Origin of the sequence: Methylorubrum populi (assembly GCF_002355515.1) — a bacterium.
Lineage (GTDB): Bacteria > Pseudomonadota > Alphaproteobacteria > Rhizobiales > Beijerinckiaceae > Methylobacterium > Methylobacterium populi_A.
The window spans coordinates 4013014-4031039 of sequence record NZ_AP014809.1 but is presented as its reverse complement, the minus strand read 5'-3'; the positions used below and the strand labels follow the sequence as shown (position 1 = coordinate 4031039).

19 protein-coding genes and 1 tRNA gene are annotated in these 18026 nt (G+C 69.8%); 7 read left to right on the top strand and 13 right to left on the bottom strand.

Annotation, left to right across the window (positions count from 1 at the left end):
- The first annotated feature begins 168 nt into the window (after positions 1-168).
- Entirely contained in the window at positions 169-423 is a 255-nt protein-coding gene (locus tag MPPM_RS18610; protein ID WP_096486338.1) for a hypothetical protein, read from the top strand.
- 47 nt (positions 424-470) lie between these two features.
- Here the strand turns inward: MPPM_RS18610 and MPPM_RS18605 are convergent, their stop codons facing one another.
- The 6 genes from MPPM_RS18605 to MPPM_RS18580 form a co-directional block, all read right to left on the bottom strand.
- Positions 471-1220: a Crp/Fnr family transcriptional regulator gene (locus MPPM_RS18605; RefSeq protein WP_096487916.1), complete on the bottom strand. Its 750-nt coding sequence runs from the start codon at positions 1218-1220 to the stop codon at positions 471-473.
- A 5-nt stretch (positions 1221-1225) separates the two neighbouring features.
- Entirely contained in the window at positions 1226-1606 is a 381-nt protein-coding gene (locus MPPM_RS18600) for a hypothetical protein (protein WP_096486337.1), read from the bottom strand.
- A 544-nt stretch (positions 1607-2150) separates the two neighbouring features.
- Complete coding sequence (locus MPPM_RS18595) at positions 2151-3416, bottom strand: DegT/DnrJ/EryC1/StrS family aminotransferase (protein WP_096487915.1); 1266 nt, start codon at positions 3414-3416, stop codon at positions 2151-2153.
- 269 nt (positions 3417-3685) lie between these two features.
- Positions 3686-3760, bottom strand: a tRNA-Gly gene (locus tag MPPM_RS18590).
- A 116-nt stretch (positions 3761-3876) separates the two neighbouring features.
- On the bottom strand, positions 3877-4353 hold the full coding sequence (locus tag MPPM_RS18585; RefSeq protein WP_096486336.1) for an NUDIX domain-containing protein: 477 nt from the start codon (positions 4351-4353) through the stop codon (positions 3877-3879).
- Between the two features lie 43 nt (positions 4354-4396).
- Complete coding sequence (locus tag MPPM_RS18580; protein WP_096486335.1) at positions 4397-5092, bottom strand: fumarylacetoacetate hydrolase family protein; 696 nt, start codon at positions 5090-5092, stop codon at positions 4397-4399.
- Positions 5093-5297: 205 nt separating this feature from the next.
- Between MPPM_RS18580 and MPPM_RS18575 the strand changes: the two genes are divergently transcribed.
- From MPPM_RS18575 to MPPM_RS18565, 3 genes are all read left to right on the top strand, one after another.
- Entirely contained in the window at positions 5298-6752 is a 1455-nt protein-coding gene (locus MPPM_RS18575; RefSeq protein ID WP_096486334.1) for an FAD-binding oxidoreductase, read from the top strand.
- Between the two features lie 402 nt (positions 6753-7154).
- Positions 7155-7448: a DUF2218 domain-containing protein gene (locus MPPM_RS18570; protein ID WP_012455535.1), complete on the top strand. Its 294-nt coding sequence runs from the start codon at positions 7155-7157 to the stop codon at positions 7446-7448.
- Positions 7449-7520: 72 nt separating this feature from the next.
- Positions 7521-8780, top strand: a complete 1260-nt coding sequence (locus MPPM_RS18565) for an aminopeptidase (protein ID WP_096486333.1) — start codon at positions 7521-7523, stop codon at positions 8778-8780.
- 28 nt (positions 8781-8808) lie between these two features.
- Here MPPM_RS18565 and MPPM_RS18560 read toward each other — a convergent pair whose 3' ends face one another.
- The 3 genes from MPPM_RS18560 to MPPM_RS18550 all read right to left on the bottom strand — a co-directional run bounded on the left by MPPM_RS18560 (position 8809) and on the right by MPPM_RS18550 (position 12130).
- Positions 8809-9783, bottom strand: a complete 975-nt coding sequence (locus tag MPPM_RS18560; RefSeq protein WP_096486332.1) for a lipid A biosynthesis lauroyl acyltransferase — start codon at positions 9781-9783, stop codon at positions 8809-8811.
- A 179-nt stretch (positions 9784-9962) separates the two neighbouring features.
- Positions 9963-10691: an acetoacetyl-CoA reductase gene (gene phbB / locus MPPM_RS18555; protein WP_096486331.1), complete on the bottom strand. Its 729-nt coding sequence runs from the start codon at positions 10689-10691 to the stop codon at positions 9963-9965.
- Positions 10692-10945: 254 nt separating this feature from the next.
- Positions 10946-12130, bottom strand: a complete 1185-nt coding sequence (locus MPPM_RS18550) for an acetyl-CoA C-acetyltransferase (protein ID WP_096486330.1) — start codon at positions 12128-12130, stop codon at positions 10946-10948.
- 323 nt (positions 12131-12453) lie between these two features.
- On the opposite strand from MPPM_RS18550, the gene phaR reads away from it, so the two are divergent.
- Together phaR and MPPM_RS18540 are read left to right on the top strand one after the other, a co-directional pair.
- Positions 12454-13068, top strand: coding sequence for a polyhydroxyalkanoate synthesis repressor PhaR (gene phaR / locus MPPM_RS18545; protein WP_096486329.1), 615 nt, complete (start codon positions 12454-12456; stop codon positions 13066-13068).
- A gap of 289 nt (positions 13069-13357) precedes the next feature.
- On the top strand, positions 13358-13606 hold the full coding sequence (locus MPPM_RS18540) for a hypothetical protein (protein WP_096486328.1): 249 nt from the start codon (positions 13358-13360) through the stop codon (positions 13604-13606).
- Positions 13607-13649: 43 nt separating this feature from the next.
- Here MPPM_RS18540 and rpmF read toward each other — a convergent pair whose 3' ends face one another.
- The 4 genes from rpmF to MPPM_RS18520 all read right to left on the bottom strand — a co-directional run bounded on the left by rpmF (position 13650) and on the right by MPPM_RS18520 (position 16545).
- A complete protein-coding gene (gene rpmF / locus MPPM_RS18535) occupies positions 13650-13838 on the bottom strand; it encodes a 50S ribosomal protein L32 (protein ID WP_003601373.1) in 189 nt (62 codons plus the stop codon).
- 171 nt (positions 13839-14009) lie between these two features.
- Positions 14010-14930 (bottom strand): transglycosylase SLT domain-containing protein, encoded by a 921-nt coding sequence (locus tag MPPM_RS18530; protein ID WP_096486327.1) that lies wholly within the window; start codon positions 14928-14930, stop codon positions 14010-14012.
- A gap of 248 nt (positions 14931-15178) precedes the next feature.
- Positions 15179-15982, bottom strand: a complete 804-nt coding sequence (locus MPPM_RS18525) for a Cof-type HAD-IIB family hydrolase (RefSeq protein WP_096486326.1) — start codon at positions 15980-15982, stop codon at positions 15179-15181.
- 20 nt (positions 15983-16002) lie between these two features.
- The gene (locus tag MPPM_RS18520; RefSeq protein ID WP_096486325.1) at positions 16003-16545 is read right to left on the bottom strand and encodes a gluconokinase; all 543 of its coding nucleotides are present in this window, start codon (positions 16543-16545) and stop codon (positions 16003-16005) included.
- A gap of 305 nt (positions 16546-16850) precedes the next feature.
- On the opposite strand from MPPM_RS18520, the gene MPPM_RS18515 reads away from it, so the two are divergent.
- Complete coding sequence (locus MPPM_RS18515) at positions 16851-18017, top strand: polysaccharide biosynthesis/export family protein (protein WP_096486324.1); 1167 nt, start codon at positions 16851-16853, stop codon at positions 18015-18017.
- Positions 18018-18026: the final 9 nt, after the last annotated feature.

Here is an 18026-nt window from a genome sequence, read left to right as displayed (position 1 = left end):
CTGCGGGGCGGTCTCAGCCCGCCCGACACGGCGGAACGGATCGGTTGCCATTTCGGTGGCGCAAGCTCTGGATGATCATAAAATATTTCTAAAAAACCTTCGGCTTTTTGCTTTGAAACATAACGCCGTTGTTGAGTTTTTGATAGTATCACTCTCGGGAGATCGTTCATGAGAACGCTGCGCGTTGCTTGTTTGACTTCACTTTTTCTCGCTGGCGGCTTCGGTGCCGCAGCCGCACAGGAGACACCCGCGCCCTCAGACACGTCCCGTGCCGGGACGGCGGGCGAGATGCGCAAGGGTGATGCGATGAAGGCCGGGGAGATGGGCGGCGGCTCGGGGAATACGGGCGTACTGGGAACGTCCCCCGCTGCGGAGGGCAATAGGAATCAGGATTCGCGCACCACGAAGACCCGCGACCGCTGAGGCGGCTTCCGCGCGTCCGAGACCGCTCGTATCGGACGGTTCCGGCCTCAGGCCGCAGCCGACATCTCGCGATGCAGGTAGTTCGGCCGGAACTCGGCCATGTCCATGAGGCGCGGCAGATCGCACAGGGTAAGGCGCCGGCCGGTGCGCTCGATCAGCCCCGCGCGCTTGAGCTCGCCCAGCGAACGGTTCACGTGCACGCTGGTCATGCCGGTGGTATCGGCAAGGTCGAGCTGCGTGATCGGCAAGTCGTAGCTGTTCCCGAAGGTCAGCCCCACGGCCCGCAGGCGCACGAGCAATTCACAGAACAGGTGGGCGAGGCGCTCCACGGCGGAGCGCCGGCCGAGATTCATGATCCATTCGCGCAGGATCGCCTCGTCGACCAGTGCGGCCGTGCGCAGGCTGCGGGCCAGGGCGGGGCGCGAACGCAGATCCCGGCCGGCCTCCGGTGCGATCCGCGCGACACGACAGGTGGAGAGCGTGCCGATGGCGTGATCCATCCGGTTCAGGACCGAGCTGTCGAAGTCGCAGATATCGCCCGGGATGAGGTAGGCCATGATCTGGCGTGCCCCGTTCTCCCGCAGCTTGTAGCGGCAGGCGAAGCCCTCGGTGATCGCGATCATGCCCTCCGGCCGGTCGCCCTCGCAGATGAGGTCGGCCCCGGCCGGGACCGGACGCGGTCCCGCCTCGAGCATCGCCAGGGCCGCCGCGTCCGCCTCGTCCAGCCGGCTGAACCCTTGCAGCTTGCGCAGGACGGGCCCGCTCATCGCCGTTCCGCTGCCCGGTACGACCTGCATCGCACTCATTGCGCCCTTCCTGCCCGATCGGCCGGTTCACCCGTCACGTGGACGACGTCGCGCGGCCAGGCCGACTCGGTCAGGAGCGGTGGCTCCGCGAGATCCGCGAGCGCAGCGGCGGTGCCGCTCTCGGCGCGGGCCGGAAAGGGGACCCCGCGTCGGCGAAGGCTTGGCGCCAGCCGCGTTCCGTCATCGTCCGCCGCCGCGAGATCGAGAGCCGTCAGGGCCGGGCTCCCGCCCGCGCGCCATCGCTGCCCTTCCGCAGCCGTACCGAACGGTTCGCGGACGCGGCCACCCGCTCCCGCCACGGCATCAGCCAGATCCAGGCCGACGATCGGATTGGCCTGGACGAGCAGGACGAAATCTCTCTGATCCGGCTCGGTCATGCCCGCTCCCGAAACGTGAAATGCCCGAGCCGCCGCGAGACCCGGCGACGCGGCTTCCCACCCTGCCCTCCCGGATCCTCCGCCCGACCGGCACGGCCGACGGGAGCACGCGGGTGATCGGGAAATTTGAGAACACTCTAAGCATTGATGCGAGGAGATGTAAGCCGGTCCTCCGCGTGCGTACGATTTCCGACATTCCAATATTTGTCATGGCCTCGGTACGGGGCGCGACATGCGTCATTTGACATCGTCTCTTTTGCTGCGCCCCGGTCGGGCATGGTCACCGGCAGGTCGAGACGGTGCACTCGGCACGTGACTCTTCATCGACGGCGTCTGGACCATCGGAGGCGGGTTTGCCTTCTCGCGCGTCCCGTTCGGCGATCGTGTGCGACGAGCGTTGGCCGCGACCGGGTCGGTCATCGGTCGATCCGGGCATCCAGGCGCTCCGCCGGCGGCCGGCAACGCCCGTCCCCCGGGGGGCCGGAAGCGGCCGGGAGAGGGGGGACGGAAGACGGCCGTGCGATCGCGGCCGTGTCGGGCAGCGTCAGGGCTGCGCGATCCGCCGGACGATCCGGGCCACGGTGGCGGGGTCGAGATCGGGATAGATCGGCAGGCACAGCACCCGGTCGGCGGCCATGGCGGCGACGGGCAGATCCTCGCGCCGGGCGCTGGGCAGCGTCCGGTACATCGGATGGTCGGAGATCAGGGGGTGGAAGTAGCGCCGCGGATGGACGCCATCCCGCTTGAGCGCTTCGTAGAGCGCGTCGCGGCCGATCGGATAATCCGGGCCGACCAGGATCGGGAAATAGGCGTAGTTGGCCGCCCCCTCCCCCGCGCGGTCGAGGCAGCGGAGGCCGGGAATGTCGCGCAATCCCTGCCGATAAGTCTCGTCGATGGCCCGCCGACGCGACAGCACCGTATCGATGTGCCGAAGCTGGACGAGGCCGAGCGCCGCGTTCAGCTCACTCATCTTGCCGTTCAAGCCTACGCCGATGACCGAGGTCTCGTCGTCGAAGCCGAAATTCTTGAGCTTGTCGATCCGGTCCTTCATCGCCGGATCGGCACAGACGATGGCCCCGCCCTCGAAGGTGTTGAACACCTTGGTGGCGTGGAAGCTCAGGACCGAGAGGTCGCCGTGGTTCAGCACGCTTCCGTCGCCGTGGCGGACGCCGAAGGCGTGGGCGGCATCGTAGATCACCTTGAGCCCGTGCCGGGCGGCGATCTCCGCGATGGCGTCCACGTCGCAGGGCTGGCCGTAGCAGTGGACCGGCAGGATCGCGCTGGTGCGCGGGGTGATCGCGGCTTCGATCCGGGCGGGATCAAGGTTGAGGGTCACCGGATCGATGTCCACGAAGACGGGGGTGAGGCCGCTCCAGAGAAGGGCGTGCGACGTCGCCACGAAGGAATAGGGCGTCGTGATCACCTCGCCCGTCAGGTCGAGCGCCCGCAGGGCCATGATCAGCGCGGTGGTCGCGTTGTTGAACAGGGCGACCTGCGGCACGCCGAGATGATCGCTCAGCCGCGCTTCCAGCTCCTGGTGGAACGGGCCGCCATTGGTCAGGATTCGTGTCTGCCAGATCTGGCGCAGCAGCGGTTCGAACTCTTCGAGCGGCGGCAGGAACGGCCGGGTGACGTAGACAGGCTCGGCCGCTCTCTCCGCATCCGGAGCCATTTGCGGCCCGGAATCGAGGATGCGCGCGAATTCCTGCTCCAGCCGTCGCAGGGTCTCCTGCACGGGCAGCGCGCCCGGAGGCGCGGAGAGCGGGGGGGAGTCCACCCCCGGCGTAGGATCAAGCGGCGCGGTGCGCATCGGCCCGGCGCCCATTCAGGAGGTGCGATGTGCCTGCGACTTCTGCGGCGCGGCGGGTGCGGTTGACCGGCGCCCTGGCCGCCACCGATCCGGCCGTCCGCGTTCTGCGATGTTCGAGCATGCCCGGCCTTCCTGCACCGGCCGGACGTTAGGAATTGTTTGGCTAACGAACCCTTAACGCCGCATCGGCAGCGCATTTTGATAGGTCAAAACGACGAAAGCCGCCCAAAGGCGGCTTCTCGTAGGTCGGTCAGTTCTTACGAGGAAACTGGAGCGGGCGAAGGGATTCGAACCCTCGACCCCAACCTTGGCAAGGTTGTGCTCTACCCCTGAGCTACACCCGCTCTCTTGTCCGTCCGTTCGGCGCCGTGGGCGCCGCCGTCGGTGGAGGTGTGTAAACACTATCCCGCCGGAGGATGCAAGCGCCAAGTTCGAGACCGGTTCGAGATTTTTGCGCGGCTCACCAAAGCTCGGCCGGAGGCCGTCCGTCGCGGATTTCGGCGAGGCGCGCGCGGGTGGCGCGGGTGGTGTCGGCCGGCAGGGCGTCGAGGGGGAAGAAGCCGGCTTCGGCAATCTCGCGGTCCGGCCGCTTCGGCCCCGTCACCGTGAAAGCCGGGACGACGTAGACGGCGATGTGGTCCCGGCGCAGCGCGCCCGGATTCAGGAAGAAGCCGTGCAGCCGCAGGCCGGCCTCGGGCGTCACCACGATCTCGGCCTCTTCACGGAACTCGCGGGCCATCGCCGCGGGGCCGCTCTCGCCCGGATCGATCCCGCCGCCGGGAAGGTGCCAGCCGCCGACATAGGTATGGCGCACGAGGCAGACGCGCCCCTGCCCGTCGATGGCGACGCCGCGCACCCCCAGCGTCATGCCGCGGGTCAGGAGCGCGACCCGCAGGGACAAGCGGTGAAGCCAGGGGCGGTCGAGATTCAGGATCATGCCGCGTGTTGTAGACGGTGGCGTCCGGCCCGTCCCGTCTGCCTCACACGACCCTCAGCGCGATCGACCCGACCCCCTCGATCCGCGCGTTCATGGTCTGCCCGCGCCGCACCGCCCCGACGCCGGACGGCGTGCCGGTGAAGATCAGGTCGCCCGGATGCAGTTCGAAATAGGTCGAGAGCAGCGCGATCTGCTCCGGCACCGACCAGATCATCTCGGACAGGTCGCCCCGTTGGCGCTCCTCGCCGTCGACATCGAGCGTGATCGCGCCCGAGCGCGGATGGCCGATGACGCCGGCCGGCCGCAGCGGGCCGATCGGGGCGGAACAATCCGCCGCCTTGCCGAGCTCCCAGGGGCGCGCCTGCCGCTTGGCCTCGTCCTGCAGGTCGCGCCGGGTCATGTCGAGGCCCACCGCGTAGCCGTAGACATGGGTGCCGGCGCTCTCCACCGGGATGTCGCGCCCGCCGCGGCCGAGGGCCGCCACCAGCTCCACCTCGAAATGGTAGTTCTCGGTGCGTGGCGGATAGGGATGCGCGATCGTCTCGCCTTCGGGCGCCACTTGCAGCGTGTCGGCGGGCTTGAGGAAGAAGAAGGGCGGGTCGCGCTCGTCAGCACCCATCTCGCGGGCATGGGCGCGGTAGTTGCGGCCCACGCAATAGACCCTGCGCACGGGGAACAGGTCGGGGCTGCCCTGGATCGGCAGCGTGGTGCGCGACGGGTTCGGAATCACGGACAGCATGGCGCCTCAGGCCTCGTTTCGGTCGGACGATGAAACAGGTTCGATCGGGCGGCGACCCGCCGCGGGAAGGAAACCCGCAAGAAAACCCCGAGTGCCCGAAGCGTGCCATCCTTCGAGCGCGCCCGTCCCCACCATCCACGGCGCTCGGTGCAATCTCCGGCCCGCCGGCCTATCTGAGGCGGACGATGCCTTCGCCCGCCCGCCGATGACCGACGCCCGCCCCGCTCAGGATCGCCTTCTCGCCGCGCTTGCCGAGCGGCTCGGGACGCGGCACGTCCGCACCGATCCGGCCGAGATTGCGCCGCACCTCGTCGAGTCGCGCGGGCTCTATCGCGGTCATGCGCTCGCCGTGGTCGCGCCGGGCACGACCGAGGAGGTCGCCTTCACCGTGCGGGCCTGCGCCGCGGCGCGGGTGCCGGTGGTCGCGCAGGGCGGCAATACCGGTCTCGTCGGCGGCGGCGTGCCCTTCGGCGGGATCGTGCTCTCGCTCAACCGCCTCGACCGGATGCGGGCGATCGATCCCCTCGGCGCCAGCATGACGGTGGAGGCGGGCATGATCCTCGCCGACGTCCAGGCCGCGGCCGAGGCGGCGGGGATGCTGTTCCCGCTCTCCTGGGCGGCGGAGGGCACGGCGCGGATCGGCGGCGGGCTCGCCACCAATGCCGGAGGCCTCGCGGTGCTGGCCTACGGCAATGCCCGCGACCTCGTTCTGGGGCTCGAAGTCGTGCTTGCCGACGGACGGGTCTGGAACGGGCTCAAGGCGCTGCGCAAGAACAATGCGGGCTACGACCTCAAGCACCTGTTCGTCGGCTCGGAGGGCACGCTCGGCATCATCACAGCCGCGACCCTGAAGCTTTACCCGAAGCCGCTGTCGACCTGCGTCGGCTTCGTCGGCCTGCCCTCGGCGCGGGCCGCGCTCGCCCTGTTCGAGCGGCTGCGGGCGGGCGCCGATCGGGGGCTGACGGCCTTCGAGTACATCCCCCGCTTCGGCCTGGAGATGGTTCTGGCGCACGGCATCGACGTGCGCCCGCCGCTCGCCGGCGCCCACGCGGCCTACGCCTTGATCGAGCTGTCCTCGCCCCGCCCCGGCGCCGACACCCGCGCCGAGCTGGAGGCGTTGCTCGCCGAGGCGATCGAGGCGGGACTGGGGGAGGACGCGGTGATCGGCGCCAGCGCGGCGCAGGACGCTGCCCTGTGGCGCCTGCGCGAATTGCTGCCCGAGGTGCAGAAGGCGGAAGGCGGCTCGATCAAGCACGACGTCGCGCTGCCGCTCTCGCGGCTGGCCGATTTTCTCGAAGAGGCCAGTGCCGCCTGCGAGGCGGCGATGCCGGGCCTGCGCCCCTGCCCGTTCGGGCATTTCGGCGACGGCAACATCCACTTCAACCTGACCCAGCCGGTCGGCATGGACAAGGCCGAATTCCTGAGCCAGTGGAGCCGGTTCAACGCCATCGTTCACGGCATCGTCGAGCGGATGGACGGTTCGATCGCCGCCGAGCACGGCATCGGCCTGATCAAGCGCGACGAACTCGCCCGCACCGCCGACCCCGTCGGCCTCGATCTGATGCGCCGCCTCAAGCGCGCCCTCGACCCGCACGACCTGCTCAATCCCGGCAAGGTCGTGGCCCTGTCCGACGAACCGCCGCCGGCCCTCCCAGTCTGAGCCGCGCTCGCACGAAAGTGACGTGACGGGGCGCACGCGGGAACGCGTCGTGTCGCCCAGCGGTTATTGTGCAACGCACAAGAACGCGGCATGATCTTCGCTCTACGGAGGGGAAACCGCCTCGCGCGCAACTGGAATCGCACGCCGGATGATCGAATCGTTAACCCTTGTGACACGACAATCGCCCTCCACTGCCCTCTGCGACGGCCGCGGATGGCGGGCCCCGCCTCGGTTTTGTCGCATGACGATTTTACCCCCTCGTCCCATATGCTGCATTGCGGCGCTGCCTCTTCGGAAGGCGTTGCGCCGCAGCGGCGGAAGGCGGGGGCCGCTCATCCGAAGCGGGGTTCGCGGTGCGCCCTTCGCGCTTTCCCGCCCGCACCGAACTTGAAGGAGACCATTATGCCTATCTCGCAGGCCCGGGTGCCCACTGCGGAAGCCAGCCGCTACCTCAAGCAGCTCTGCCGCCACTGGAGCCACAAGTTCCCCGTCGAGGAGACCGGCGACAAGGGACGGGTTCCGTTCGGTGAGGACCGCATCTGCACCTTCGAGGCGAGCTCCGACGCCCTGCTGATGCAGGTCGCCACCCCCGACCCGGCCGGCCTGACACGGTTGGAGAATGTGGTCTCCGACCACCTCCTGCGCTTTGCCTTCCGCGAGAATCTGGGCGAGATCACGTGGTCGCGCGCGGCCTGAGCCGCGTCAGGGTCTGACACCCGGATCGAGCCGGGGCGATCGCGCGCGGCGGGACAGCGTGGAGATCACCCCATGAGCCAGATGCCGGGAACGGCCGCCCTCCCCTTCACCGAGCGCCTCGACCGGCTGGCAGAGGTCGCCGTGCGGGTCGGCCTCGGGCTGCAGCCGGGGCAGGAACTGGTGATGACGGCGCCGCTCGAAGCGGTGCCGCTGGCCCGCGCCATCACCGAGCACGCCTACAAGGCCGGCGCTTCCCTGGTCACCACCTTCTACGCGGACGACGCCGCGACGCTTGCCCGCTTCGCCCACGCGCCGGACGAGGCCTTCGACAAGGCGGCCGGCTGGCTCTATGCCGGCATGGCCGACGCCTATCGCGGCGGGGCGGCCCGGCTCGCCATCTCCGGCGACGACCCGTCCCTGCTGGCGGGCCAGGATCCGGCCAAGGTCGCCCGCGCCAACCGCTCGCGCTCCCAGGCCTACGTGCCAGCGCTGGAGCTGATCGCGGGCTTCTCCACCAACTGGACCATCGTCTCTGCGGCGACCAAGCCGTGGGCCCGCACGGTCTTCCCCGATCTGCCCGAGGACGAGGCCGTCGCCCGCCTCTGGGACGCGGTGTTCTCCGCCTCGCGCATCGACGGACCCGACCCCGTCGCCGCCTGGGGCGAACACAACCGCGACCTCGCCCGCCGCACCGAGCGGCTCAACAGCTCGCGCTTCTCTGCCCTGCGCTTCCGCGGTCCCGGCACCGACCTGACGGTGGGCTTGGCCGACGACCACGAATGGTGCGGCGGCGCCACGACCGCCAAGAACGGCGTCGTCTGCAACGCCAACATCCCGACCGAGGAGGTGTTCACCACGCCTCACCGCCTGCGGGTCGAGGGTTATGTCGCCAGCACCAAGCCGCTCTCCTACCAGGGCACTCTGATCGACGACATCCGCGTGCGCTTCTCGGAAGGCCGCATCGTCGAGGCGAAGGCGCGCACCGGCAGCGACGTGCTCGCCAAGGTGCTCGACACCGACGAGGGCGCCGCCCGCCTCGGCGAGGTGGCGCTGGTGCCCGCCTCCTCGGCGATCTCGGCCTCGGGCCTGCTGTTCTACAACACGCTCTACGACGAGAACGCGGCGAGCCACATCGCCCTGGGGCAGGCCTACTCGAAGTGCTTCCGCAACGGCGGCGAGGGGCTGAGCGAGGCGGATCTCGCCGAGCGCGGCGCCAACCGCAGCCTGATCCATATCGACTGGATGATCGGCTCGGCCGAGATCGACGTGGACGGCCTCACCGCCTCCGGCGAGGCGGTGCCGGTGATGCGCCGCGGCGAGTGGGCCGACTGATTTTTTGTAAATTCGCCGTCCGCCGGGATCAGGTGCTCCGCACGTCCCCGGCGGGCTGCACCGGCAGCGTTCCCTTCGGCAGCATGTTGGGCCGCCAGCGGCGGTGCATCCACAGCCACTGGCCGGGATGCTCGCGCACCCATCCCTCGATCACGCGCGTCATCGCCTGCATCGCGCCCTGAACCTCGATCAGCCCGTCGGGGCCGCGGGGCAGGTCGAGGGGCGGCGTCAGTTCGAGGAGGAAGCGCCCGCCGGGCTTGCGCACCACCCGCGCGCCGTGGACCGGGCAATCGTGATGGCGGGCGAGCTTGCCGAGCAGCGGGTTGACCAGCACCGGCCGGCCGAAGAACTGAACCACGACGCCGCGGGTGAAGTGCTGGTCGATGAGCTGGCCGAGATGGCCGCCGCGCTCCACCACGCCCTGCATGGCGAAGACGGCGCCGGGTCCGGAGGCGGCGAGCCCCCCCATGGTCTTGCGGCGCACCTCCTGCACGAGCTGGGCAGCGGCCGGGTTGTTCGGCGGCCGGAACACCGCGGTGGTCTCCAGCCCGAACTTTTCGGCGCAGATCGCCGGCAACTCCCAATTGGCGAGGTGGGCCGAGAAGATCAGCCCCGGCCGGCCGTCGTCGCGGATCGCGAAGAACTGCTCCAGCCCCCGCACCTCCATGCGCTGGGTCGCGAGATTTTCCGGGTCGTAGTCGAAGATCGTGTCGAGATGGGCGTATTCGGCGCCGGTACGCCCGAGATTGTCCCAGGCCTCCAGCGCGATTCTCCGTAGCCGTGCCTCGTCCTCCTTGGGATAGGCCGCGCGGAGGTTGGCCATCGCCGTGCGGTGCGAGGGCAGGAACGGGCCGACGAGCCGCGCGAGCCGGCCGCCGGCCGCGCTCGCCCGGTCGGTGCCGAGCATCCGCGCCAGCAGGAACACCGCCCGGATCAGCGGGATGGTCGCGAGCCCCGCCAGCCGGGGCAGGTTCCGCCGCAGGATCAGCGCGAGGCGCAGCACAGCCGGTTCATCGATTGGAAGTGGCAGGGAAGTGGGCAGGGAGTTGGGGATGCGGCATAAAGTATTTTTTTCGGGCAGGCGAGCACGTTGCCCGGAAAACGGCGCCCGAGAAACGGCGAAGACCGCCGGCCCGTGGAGCGGACCGGCGGCCTCCGGAGCGTTCGGACGGACGGCTTCGATCAGACGAAGTGCTGGCCGCCGTTGATCGTCAGGGTCGAGCCGGTGACGAAACCGGCCTCGTCGCTGGCGAGATACTCGACCGCGTGGGCGATCTCGTCGGCCTCGCCGAGGCGGCCCGTCGGGATCGTCGAGATGATCTTGTTGCGGATGTCCTCGGCCACGGCCATCACCATCTCGGTGGCGATGTAGCCGGGGGCCACGACGTTGACGGTGACGCCCTTGGAGGCGCTCTCCTGCGCCAGCGCCTTGGCGAAGCCGATCACGCCGGCCTTGGCCGCCGAGTAGTTGGTCTGGCCGGCCTGGCCTTTCTGGCCGTTGATCGACGAGATGATGATGATGCGCCCGAAATTGCGCGAGCGCATACCCTCGATCAGCGGGCGGGTGCAGGTGAACATCGAGTCGAGGTTGGTCTTGATGACCGCTTGCCACTTCTCGAAGGTCATCTTGTGGAAGGCGCCGTCGCGGGTGATGCCGGCATTGTTCACCAGGATGTCGATCGGCCCGACCTCGGCCTCGATCGCCTTGATGCCGGACTCGCAGCTCGCGAGGTCGCCGACGTCGAACTTGAACACCGGGATGCCGGTCTCGGACTTGAAGGCGTTGGCGGCCTCGTCGTTGCCGCCGTAATTGGCGGCGACCTTGTAGCCCTTGTCCTTGAGGCGCTTCGAGATCGCGGCGCCGATGCCGCGCGTTCCGCCCGTGACGAGGGCGACGCGTTCCTGAGCCATGATTTCCTCCGTTTTCCCGTATCGGGTTATTGTTAAGCCGCTTTGCGAAACACCCGCTAGGCTTGTGGTCGACAGGTCACCGATCCTGTCATGGCCCGTCCGGGGCGCGGCCTGTCATCCCCGCTTGTGTAGCCGGACGATGACAGGCCCGCATCGCATTTAAATTTCACAAACCATCAAGCCGTTTTCGTCAAATTCGGCTTGAAGTCGGGAGTGGGAGGGCAAGGGCCGCCCTCCCCTCCGCGCCCGGTCGCTCAGACCCGCTCGACGCACATCGCGACGCCCATGCCGCCGCCGATGCACAGCGTGGCGAGGCCCTTCTTGGCGTCGCGGCGCTTCAACTCGTGCAGCAGCGTGATGAGGACCCGGGCGCCCGAGGCTCCGATTGGGTGGCCGATGGCGATGGCACCGCCATTGACGTTCACCTTCTCGTCGTCCCAGCCCATGTCCTTGTTCACGGCGAGAGCCTGGGCGGCGAAGGCCTCGTTGGCCTCGATCAGGTCGAGGTCGGCGGGCTTCCAGCCGGCTTTGTCCAGGGCCTTGCGCGAGGCCGGGATCGGGCCGGTGCCCATCACCTTCGGATCGACGCCCGCAGTCGCCCAGGAGACGATCCGGGCCAGCGGCTTGACGCCCCGGCGCTCGGCTTCCGAGGCCGACATCAGCACCAGCGCGGCGGCGCCGTCGTTGAGGCCCGAGGCGTTGGCGGCGGTCACGGTGCCGTCCTTGGCGAAGGCGGGCTTGAGCTTGGCCATCGCCTCGACGGTGGCGCCGTCGCGGATGTACTCGTCGGTATCGACGACCGTGTCGCCCTTCTTGCCCTTCACCGTGACCGGGACGATCTCCTCCTTGAACCGGCCCTCCTTGCGGGCGGCCTCGGCCTTGTTCTGCGAGCGTACCGCGAACTGGTCCTGCTGCTCACGGGTGAGCTGGAAGGCCTGGGCCACGTTCTCGGCGGTCTGACCCATGTGGTAGCCGTTGAAGGCGTCCCACAGGCCGTCCTTGATCATGGTGTCGACGAGCTTGAGGTCGCCCATCTTCTGGCCGCCGCGCAGGTACTGCGCGTGGGGGGCGAGCGACATCGATTCCTGGCCGCCGGCCACGATCACCTTGGCGTCGCCGTTGGCGATCTGCTGCATGCCGACGGCGACGGTGCGAAGCCCCGAGCCGCAGACCTGGTTGAGACCCCAGGCGGTGGCCTTCTCCGGGATGCCGGCGGCGATAGCGGCCTGACGCGCCGGGTTCTGCCCGGCGGCCGCCGTGAGCACCTGGCCGAAGATCACCTCGTCCACGTCGTCGGGCGAGACGCCCGCGCGCTCCAGCGCGGCCTTGATCGCCACCGCGCCGAGTTCATGCGCCGGCACGGAGCCGAAGGCGCCGGCGAACGAGCCCACCGGCGTGCGCGCCGCCCCGACAATGACGATATCTTCGCTGGCTGCCATCGTGACGTTCTCCTCGTTCGGCGGCGCGATATTTGGTAGACCAGAATGTCCAGTGCGCGACCTGCCGTTCTCCGGATGAAGAGCGCAGGACTGGCGAAGTCAAGCGTGCTTTCGGACAAGATGGCTCGAACGTCGCGTCGGCATCGCACTGGCACAGCCGGATTCTGCGGGGACAGAGATAAATTGCTGTTTTCGCCGCGTCGCGAAAGCCTTAAGGTCGGCTCTGAAGAATGCAGAACCCGGCCTGCGCAGGCGGGCAGCCGATCATGGCGGAGCGTTGAGCTTTGCGCAGACTCATGACCGAAGCGGGAGGTGTCGCAACGATGGCCGAGAACGGCAGGGCGCATCAGACCGTCATCAAGAAGTACGCCAATCGCCGGCTCTACCACACCGGCACATCCACCTACGTCACGCTCGAAGACCTCGCGACGATGGTGCAGAACGGCGAGGACTTCATCGTCTACGATGCGCGCTCGGGCGACGACATCACGCGCTCGGTCCTGACGCAGATCATCTTCGAGCAGGAGAACAAGGCCGGCGAGGACAACCTGCTGCCGGTCGCCTTCCTGCGGCAGCTGATCCGCTTCTACGGCGACAGCATGCGCACGATGGTGCCGAGCTTCCTCGAATTCTCCATGGCGAACTTCGCCAAGGACCAGGACGGCCTGCGCGAGAAGATGGCCCAGAGCTTCGGCCCCTCCGCCTTCCAGCAGGCGCTGCAGGAGCAGGTGCGGGCCAACATGACCTTCTTCGGCGACGCGATGAAGATGTTCACCGGCGGCTTCGGGCCCCCTGCCCCGCCGTCGAGCGCGGTGCCGGCACCGGCATCGCCGTCCGCCCCGGCTCCCGTCGCCCCCGCCGGGGCGAGCGACCTCGACGAATTGAAGAAGCAGATGGCGGAGATGCAGGCCCGTCTGGAATCGCTGGCGCGCAAGTAGCTCTCGAGCCGCGAGCCGGTCTTCCCCAGGGTCATCGCTCGCGGGCGATGACCCTGTTTTTGTTTGGCTTCGAGCACCGGCGGCCGCGCCCGCAGACGCTCGAATCCATCCTTGGGCTCTCTCGGGCTTCTCGCTCTGCTCTGCCGCCGAGCACAGTTCCGGCCAAGCGGATGCGCTCCCCGTGTCCCGTCGGCCGCGTCGGATGGCCCGAGACAGATCGTTAAGATCCGGTTAACGTCGGCCCCGGCCTTGCACGCGAATCCGTGCGAGGCCGGAGGCGTGGCGCGAGATGGACCGTTCCGAGACCGATTGTGCCGATCAGGGCCGCGTCGCCGGCCCGGAGGCTTCCTCGCGCGCCCTCGTGGCCGGATCCTGCAGCGGCGCCGGGCCCCGCCTCCGGGGCGGCCGCCCGATGGCGGGCTTCCTGACACAGCTGATCGTCAGCGCCGATCCCACCCTACGCCCGGCCCGCCCTGAACGCACGAAGGCCGCGGCCGCGCTCTACGCACGGGCCGCGGCCTCCGGACGACGGTTCTGACCGTCAGATGGCGACCGCCGGACGCGCCGGCGGCCCACAATCATCACGCCTCGGCGGACTTCACCTTCAACACCTGACGGCCGCGATACATGCCGGTCTTCAGGTCGATGTGGTGCGGGCGGCGCAGCTCGCCCGAATCCTTGTCCTCGACATAGGTCGGGGCCTTGAGGGCGTCGGCGGAGCGGCGCATGCCGCGGCGGGAGGGGGAGGTCTTTCGCTTCGGAACGGCCATGGGAGTGTACCTCAGGCAAAAAGGGCGCCCAAGGCCCATCCTCCTGATCGGAGGATCGCCGATGGCACCGCGTTGAATAACGGAGATTCGAGGCCGGCTGTATAACCGCAGGAAGGGCGACTGGCTAGAGTGCCGGTTCGGCTATGGACAGGCGGCTGATGTGCGCTGGATTCACGGCGTGCCGGGAGCGGCCGAAGCCTCCAGGATCGGAGCCGGCTCGGCGGTCCTGCGGGCCACCGCGACGTGCGGGCGGGCGATCGCCGCGAGCACGATTTCGGAGGGGCGGCGCGGCGGCAGCGGCACCTCGACGGCGTCGGACATGGCGGCGACCACTTGCGGCGCGGCCGTGCCTTGCGGAGCGGGTTGAGCCGGGGCGGCGGCTTGAACCGCGGCCTGCAGCTGCGCGGCCGCCGGTTGCGCGAGGCTCGCCACCTGTACCGGTTCGGCGCTGCCGGAAAGGGCGGCGGGGCGGCGCGGCGGCAGCGGCACCTCGACGGCGTCGGTCGGCCCCGGACCCGGCGCGGCGTAGGCCAGCGCCTGCTGAACGCCCCCGGCCGGCGCGCTGCCCGATGCGCTCCCCGATGCGCTGCCGCGCAGGGCGAACAGGCCGTCGAAGCCGTTGGCGGAGCGGGCGGTCGGGCTGGCGGGCGGCGCGGCGGCGACGGTCGTCGTGCCCGCGTCGTCGGGCGGCGTGGCATCGATCCCGAGGCGCTTGGCGGCGTAGTAGTAGCCGCGGTTGTAGTAGCGGTAGGCCTGTTCCAGATCGCCCTTCGCGGCGCGGTAGGCGCCGGCGAGATAGGCAATGCCGTATTTCAGGTTGGTCTCGGGATCGAACAGCCCGGCCGCGTCGCCGGTATAGCCGAGGCCCCGCGCCGTGGCGTGCTTGATCTGCATCAGGCCGAGCGCCGAGCCGCCCTTGGCGCGGGCGTTGTAGTTGCTCTCCCGCTTGACCACGCGATGCACGAACGCCTCGGGCACCTTGTTGGCGCGGGCCTGCTCGGCGATCAGCGCATCGATGTTGTCCCGCGCCGCCTCTTGAGCGAAGGCCGACGCCGGAGCGGCGGCAAGCAGGGCGGCGAGGAGAAGGCGCATAGGAGACCCGGTCGTTTTGGGCGCCTCGCTCAGGTCTCCGGCCGACCGGTCGCACGCTCCGATCGGAGGGCGGCGTTCGCGGAGCCTCGCGAGGATCGCTCGTTACGGCTCAGTTTGTCTCGCCTGGGTCGGGGCCAAATGAGGCGGGAACGTGGAGCCCGGGGAAATCCCTGCGGATGCCGGAGCGCGCGGACCCGCCCCTGTCGCAGAAGGGGCACAGGTGGCCGCGGCGATGGCGGGCGCGAACCTCAGGTGTCGCCGAACACGAACCGGTTGATCGCGCGGGCGAATCCGTCCTCGTTGTTGCTCCGGGTCACCGCCGAGGCCGCCCGCTGCACGGCGGGGGCGGCATTGCCCATGGCGATCGACAACCCGCTCTCCCGGAACAGGGCGATGTCGTTGGCCGCGTCTCCCAGCGTGGCGATTCGCTCCCGCGGGATGCCGAGCTGCCGCCCGAGATCGGCGACGAAGCTGCCCTTGTCGAGGCCGGGCGGCGTCACGTCGAGGTAGTAGGGCTGCGAGCAATGCACGGCGGCCCGCCCGTCCAGACCCGCCGCGAGCGCCCGCTCAAGCCGCGCGAGCCCGGCATGGTCGCGGCTCACGCCGACGATCTTGGCCGCGCGCCCGAGCAGGGGCGACAGGTCCGGCACGACCCTCGGCTCGGTCTGGAGGGTGCGGCGTTCGAGGTCGGTGTAGGGGGCCTGGTCGTCGCGCAGGTTCCAGGCGCCGTCGGCGAAGACCCAGAGATCGATGCCGGCCGCGTCGAGGCGCGCGGCCGCCTCGCGGGCGACCGTCTCGGGAATCAGTTCCTCCGAAAGCGACCGGAGGTCAGGCGTGCACAGGGTGCTTCCGTTGAACGCGCCCATCGGCAGCTTGAGGTCAAGCGCCGTCGCCAGGTGGCGCAGGCCGACCGGCGGCCGGCTGGAGGCCAGGGTGAAGCCGATGCCCGCTGCGCCGAGCCGCCGCACCGCCGCGACGGCGGCCGGTGTGAGCTGCTTGTCGTCGGTGACCAGCGTTCCGTCGACGTCGGAGACGACGAGGGCGATGTCCATGGGCTCTCCTGTGAGCTCCCCTAGCCGCAGACGTCGTCGGCCGGGATGTCGAGCCGCGCGGCGACCGCCGCGACGATGGCGTCGGGGCTCTCCTCGATGCCGACGGTAATCGGGGCCTCGTCCGGTCCCGGCGGTTCGAGGGCGGCAAACTGGCTGTCGAGGAGGGTCGCCGGCATGAAGTGCGCGTGGCGCCCCCGAACCCGGCTCTGGATGGTGTCCCGGCTCCCCTCCAGGAAGACGAGGCGGACCTGAGCGTTCCCGTGGATCAGGGTTCGGCGATAGGCGCGTTTGAGGGCGGAGCAGGCGACGACGGCGCTCTCTCCGGCCGCGAGCCGCCCATCGATCCAGGCGCGGATGCGTTCGAGCCAGGGCTGACGCGCCGCATCGTCGAGGGGGTGGCCTTCGCGCATGCGGGCGATGCTGTCCGGCGTGTGAAAATCGTCGCCGTCGGCGAAGGTCCAGCCGAGCCTTTCGGCGAGCAGCGCGGCCACCGTGCTCTTGCCGGAGCCGGAGACGCCCATCACGACGAGGACGGTTGGGGCATTGGGTCGAGGGTCGGTCATCCGGCTCCTTGTCCGGCTCCCCGTCCGGCCCCGTGGAGGAGCGATGGGATCCTGTGCCGGGCGCCTCGACCCACCCGCGGGCCGGCCGGTGCCGGCTTGGCCGGGACCGGACAGTTAGCGGACGGCGGCCGCAGGACCATCCTCGCGGGACCAGGACACGGCGTCCGGCGAGGGTGGGAGAAGTGTGAGCACCGGGGAAAGACCGACGCGTTCCGTGCTCCCTCGCCCGGTGTGGCGGCCTCGCCACGGACAGCTTGGCCGCTTTCGGCTACCCACCCGATGAGAGAAACCGCCAGGCGATCTGAATGCGCGCTCTAGCCATTGCCCTCCTCGCCGCCACGGCGGTGTCGGGGTGCTCGATCCTGCCGGCCGCGGGGCCGACCACCTCGGCGATCGAGAGCGGCGCCGACATCGCCACCGCCGAGGGCCTGTTCGCCCGCTACGAGATCATCGACGTCACCCCTGCCATCGTCGAGGCCCTGCGCACCCGCCCCCTCGACAGCCTCCTCGTCACCTTCGGCGACAACCGGCCGGCCCTGGAGCCGGTGATCGGCGTCGGCGACTACGTGGCGGTCCAGGTCTGGGAAGCCGGCTCCGGCGGCCTGTTCTCGGGCCCGCTGGTGGCCGATCGCTTCTCCGCCGGCTCCAAGTCCGCGATGATTCCCGAGCAGGTGGTCGGGCCCGACGGCGGCATCACCGTTCCTTACGCCGGCCGCATCAAGGTCGTCGGCCGCCGCACCCAGGACGTCCAGGCGCTGATCGAGACCGAACTCGCCGGCAAGGCGATCCAGCCGCAGGTGCTCGTCTCCGTCACCAAGCCGGTCTCGCAGTCGGTCACCGTCACCGGCGAGGCGGCCACCGGCATGCGCGTGCCGCTCTCGGGCCGCGGCGACCGCCTGCTCGACGTCATCGCCCAGGCCGGCGGCGTGCGCACGCCGGTGGCCGAGACCTTCGTGCGGCTGTCGCGCGGCAACCGCACCGTCACCGTGCCGATGAGCACCGTGGTCGCCAATCCGCGCGAGAACATCTTCGTGCGCCCGAACGACACGCTGACGCTGGTGCGCGACCCGCAGACCTTCCTGGCGGTGGGTGCGCTCGGCGCCACCACCGAGGTGCCGTTCTCGGCCGACGGGCTGACGCTGTCGCAGGCGCTGGCCCGCGCCTCTGGTCTGCGCGAGACCCAGGCCGATCCGGAAGGCGTGTTCCTCTTCCGCTACGAGCCGGCGGCGGTGGTGCGGCGGCTGCGGCCGAACTCGCCGCTCCTTGCCTCGCCGCAGGTGCCGGTGGTGTACCGGGTCAACCTGCGCGACCCGCAGGGCCTGTTCCTGTCGCAGAGCTTCCGCATGCGCAACCGCGACCTCGTCTACGTGTCGAGCGCGCCGTTCGCGGAGCTGGGCAAGGTGCTGAGCGTGTTCTCCACCGTGACGGCGCCGGTCGCCGCGGGCGCCTCGCTCTACACCGTCACGCGCTGATCCGGCGCG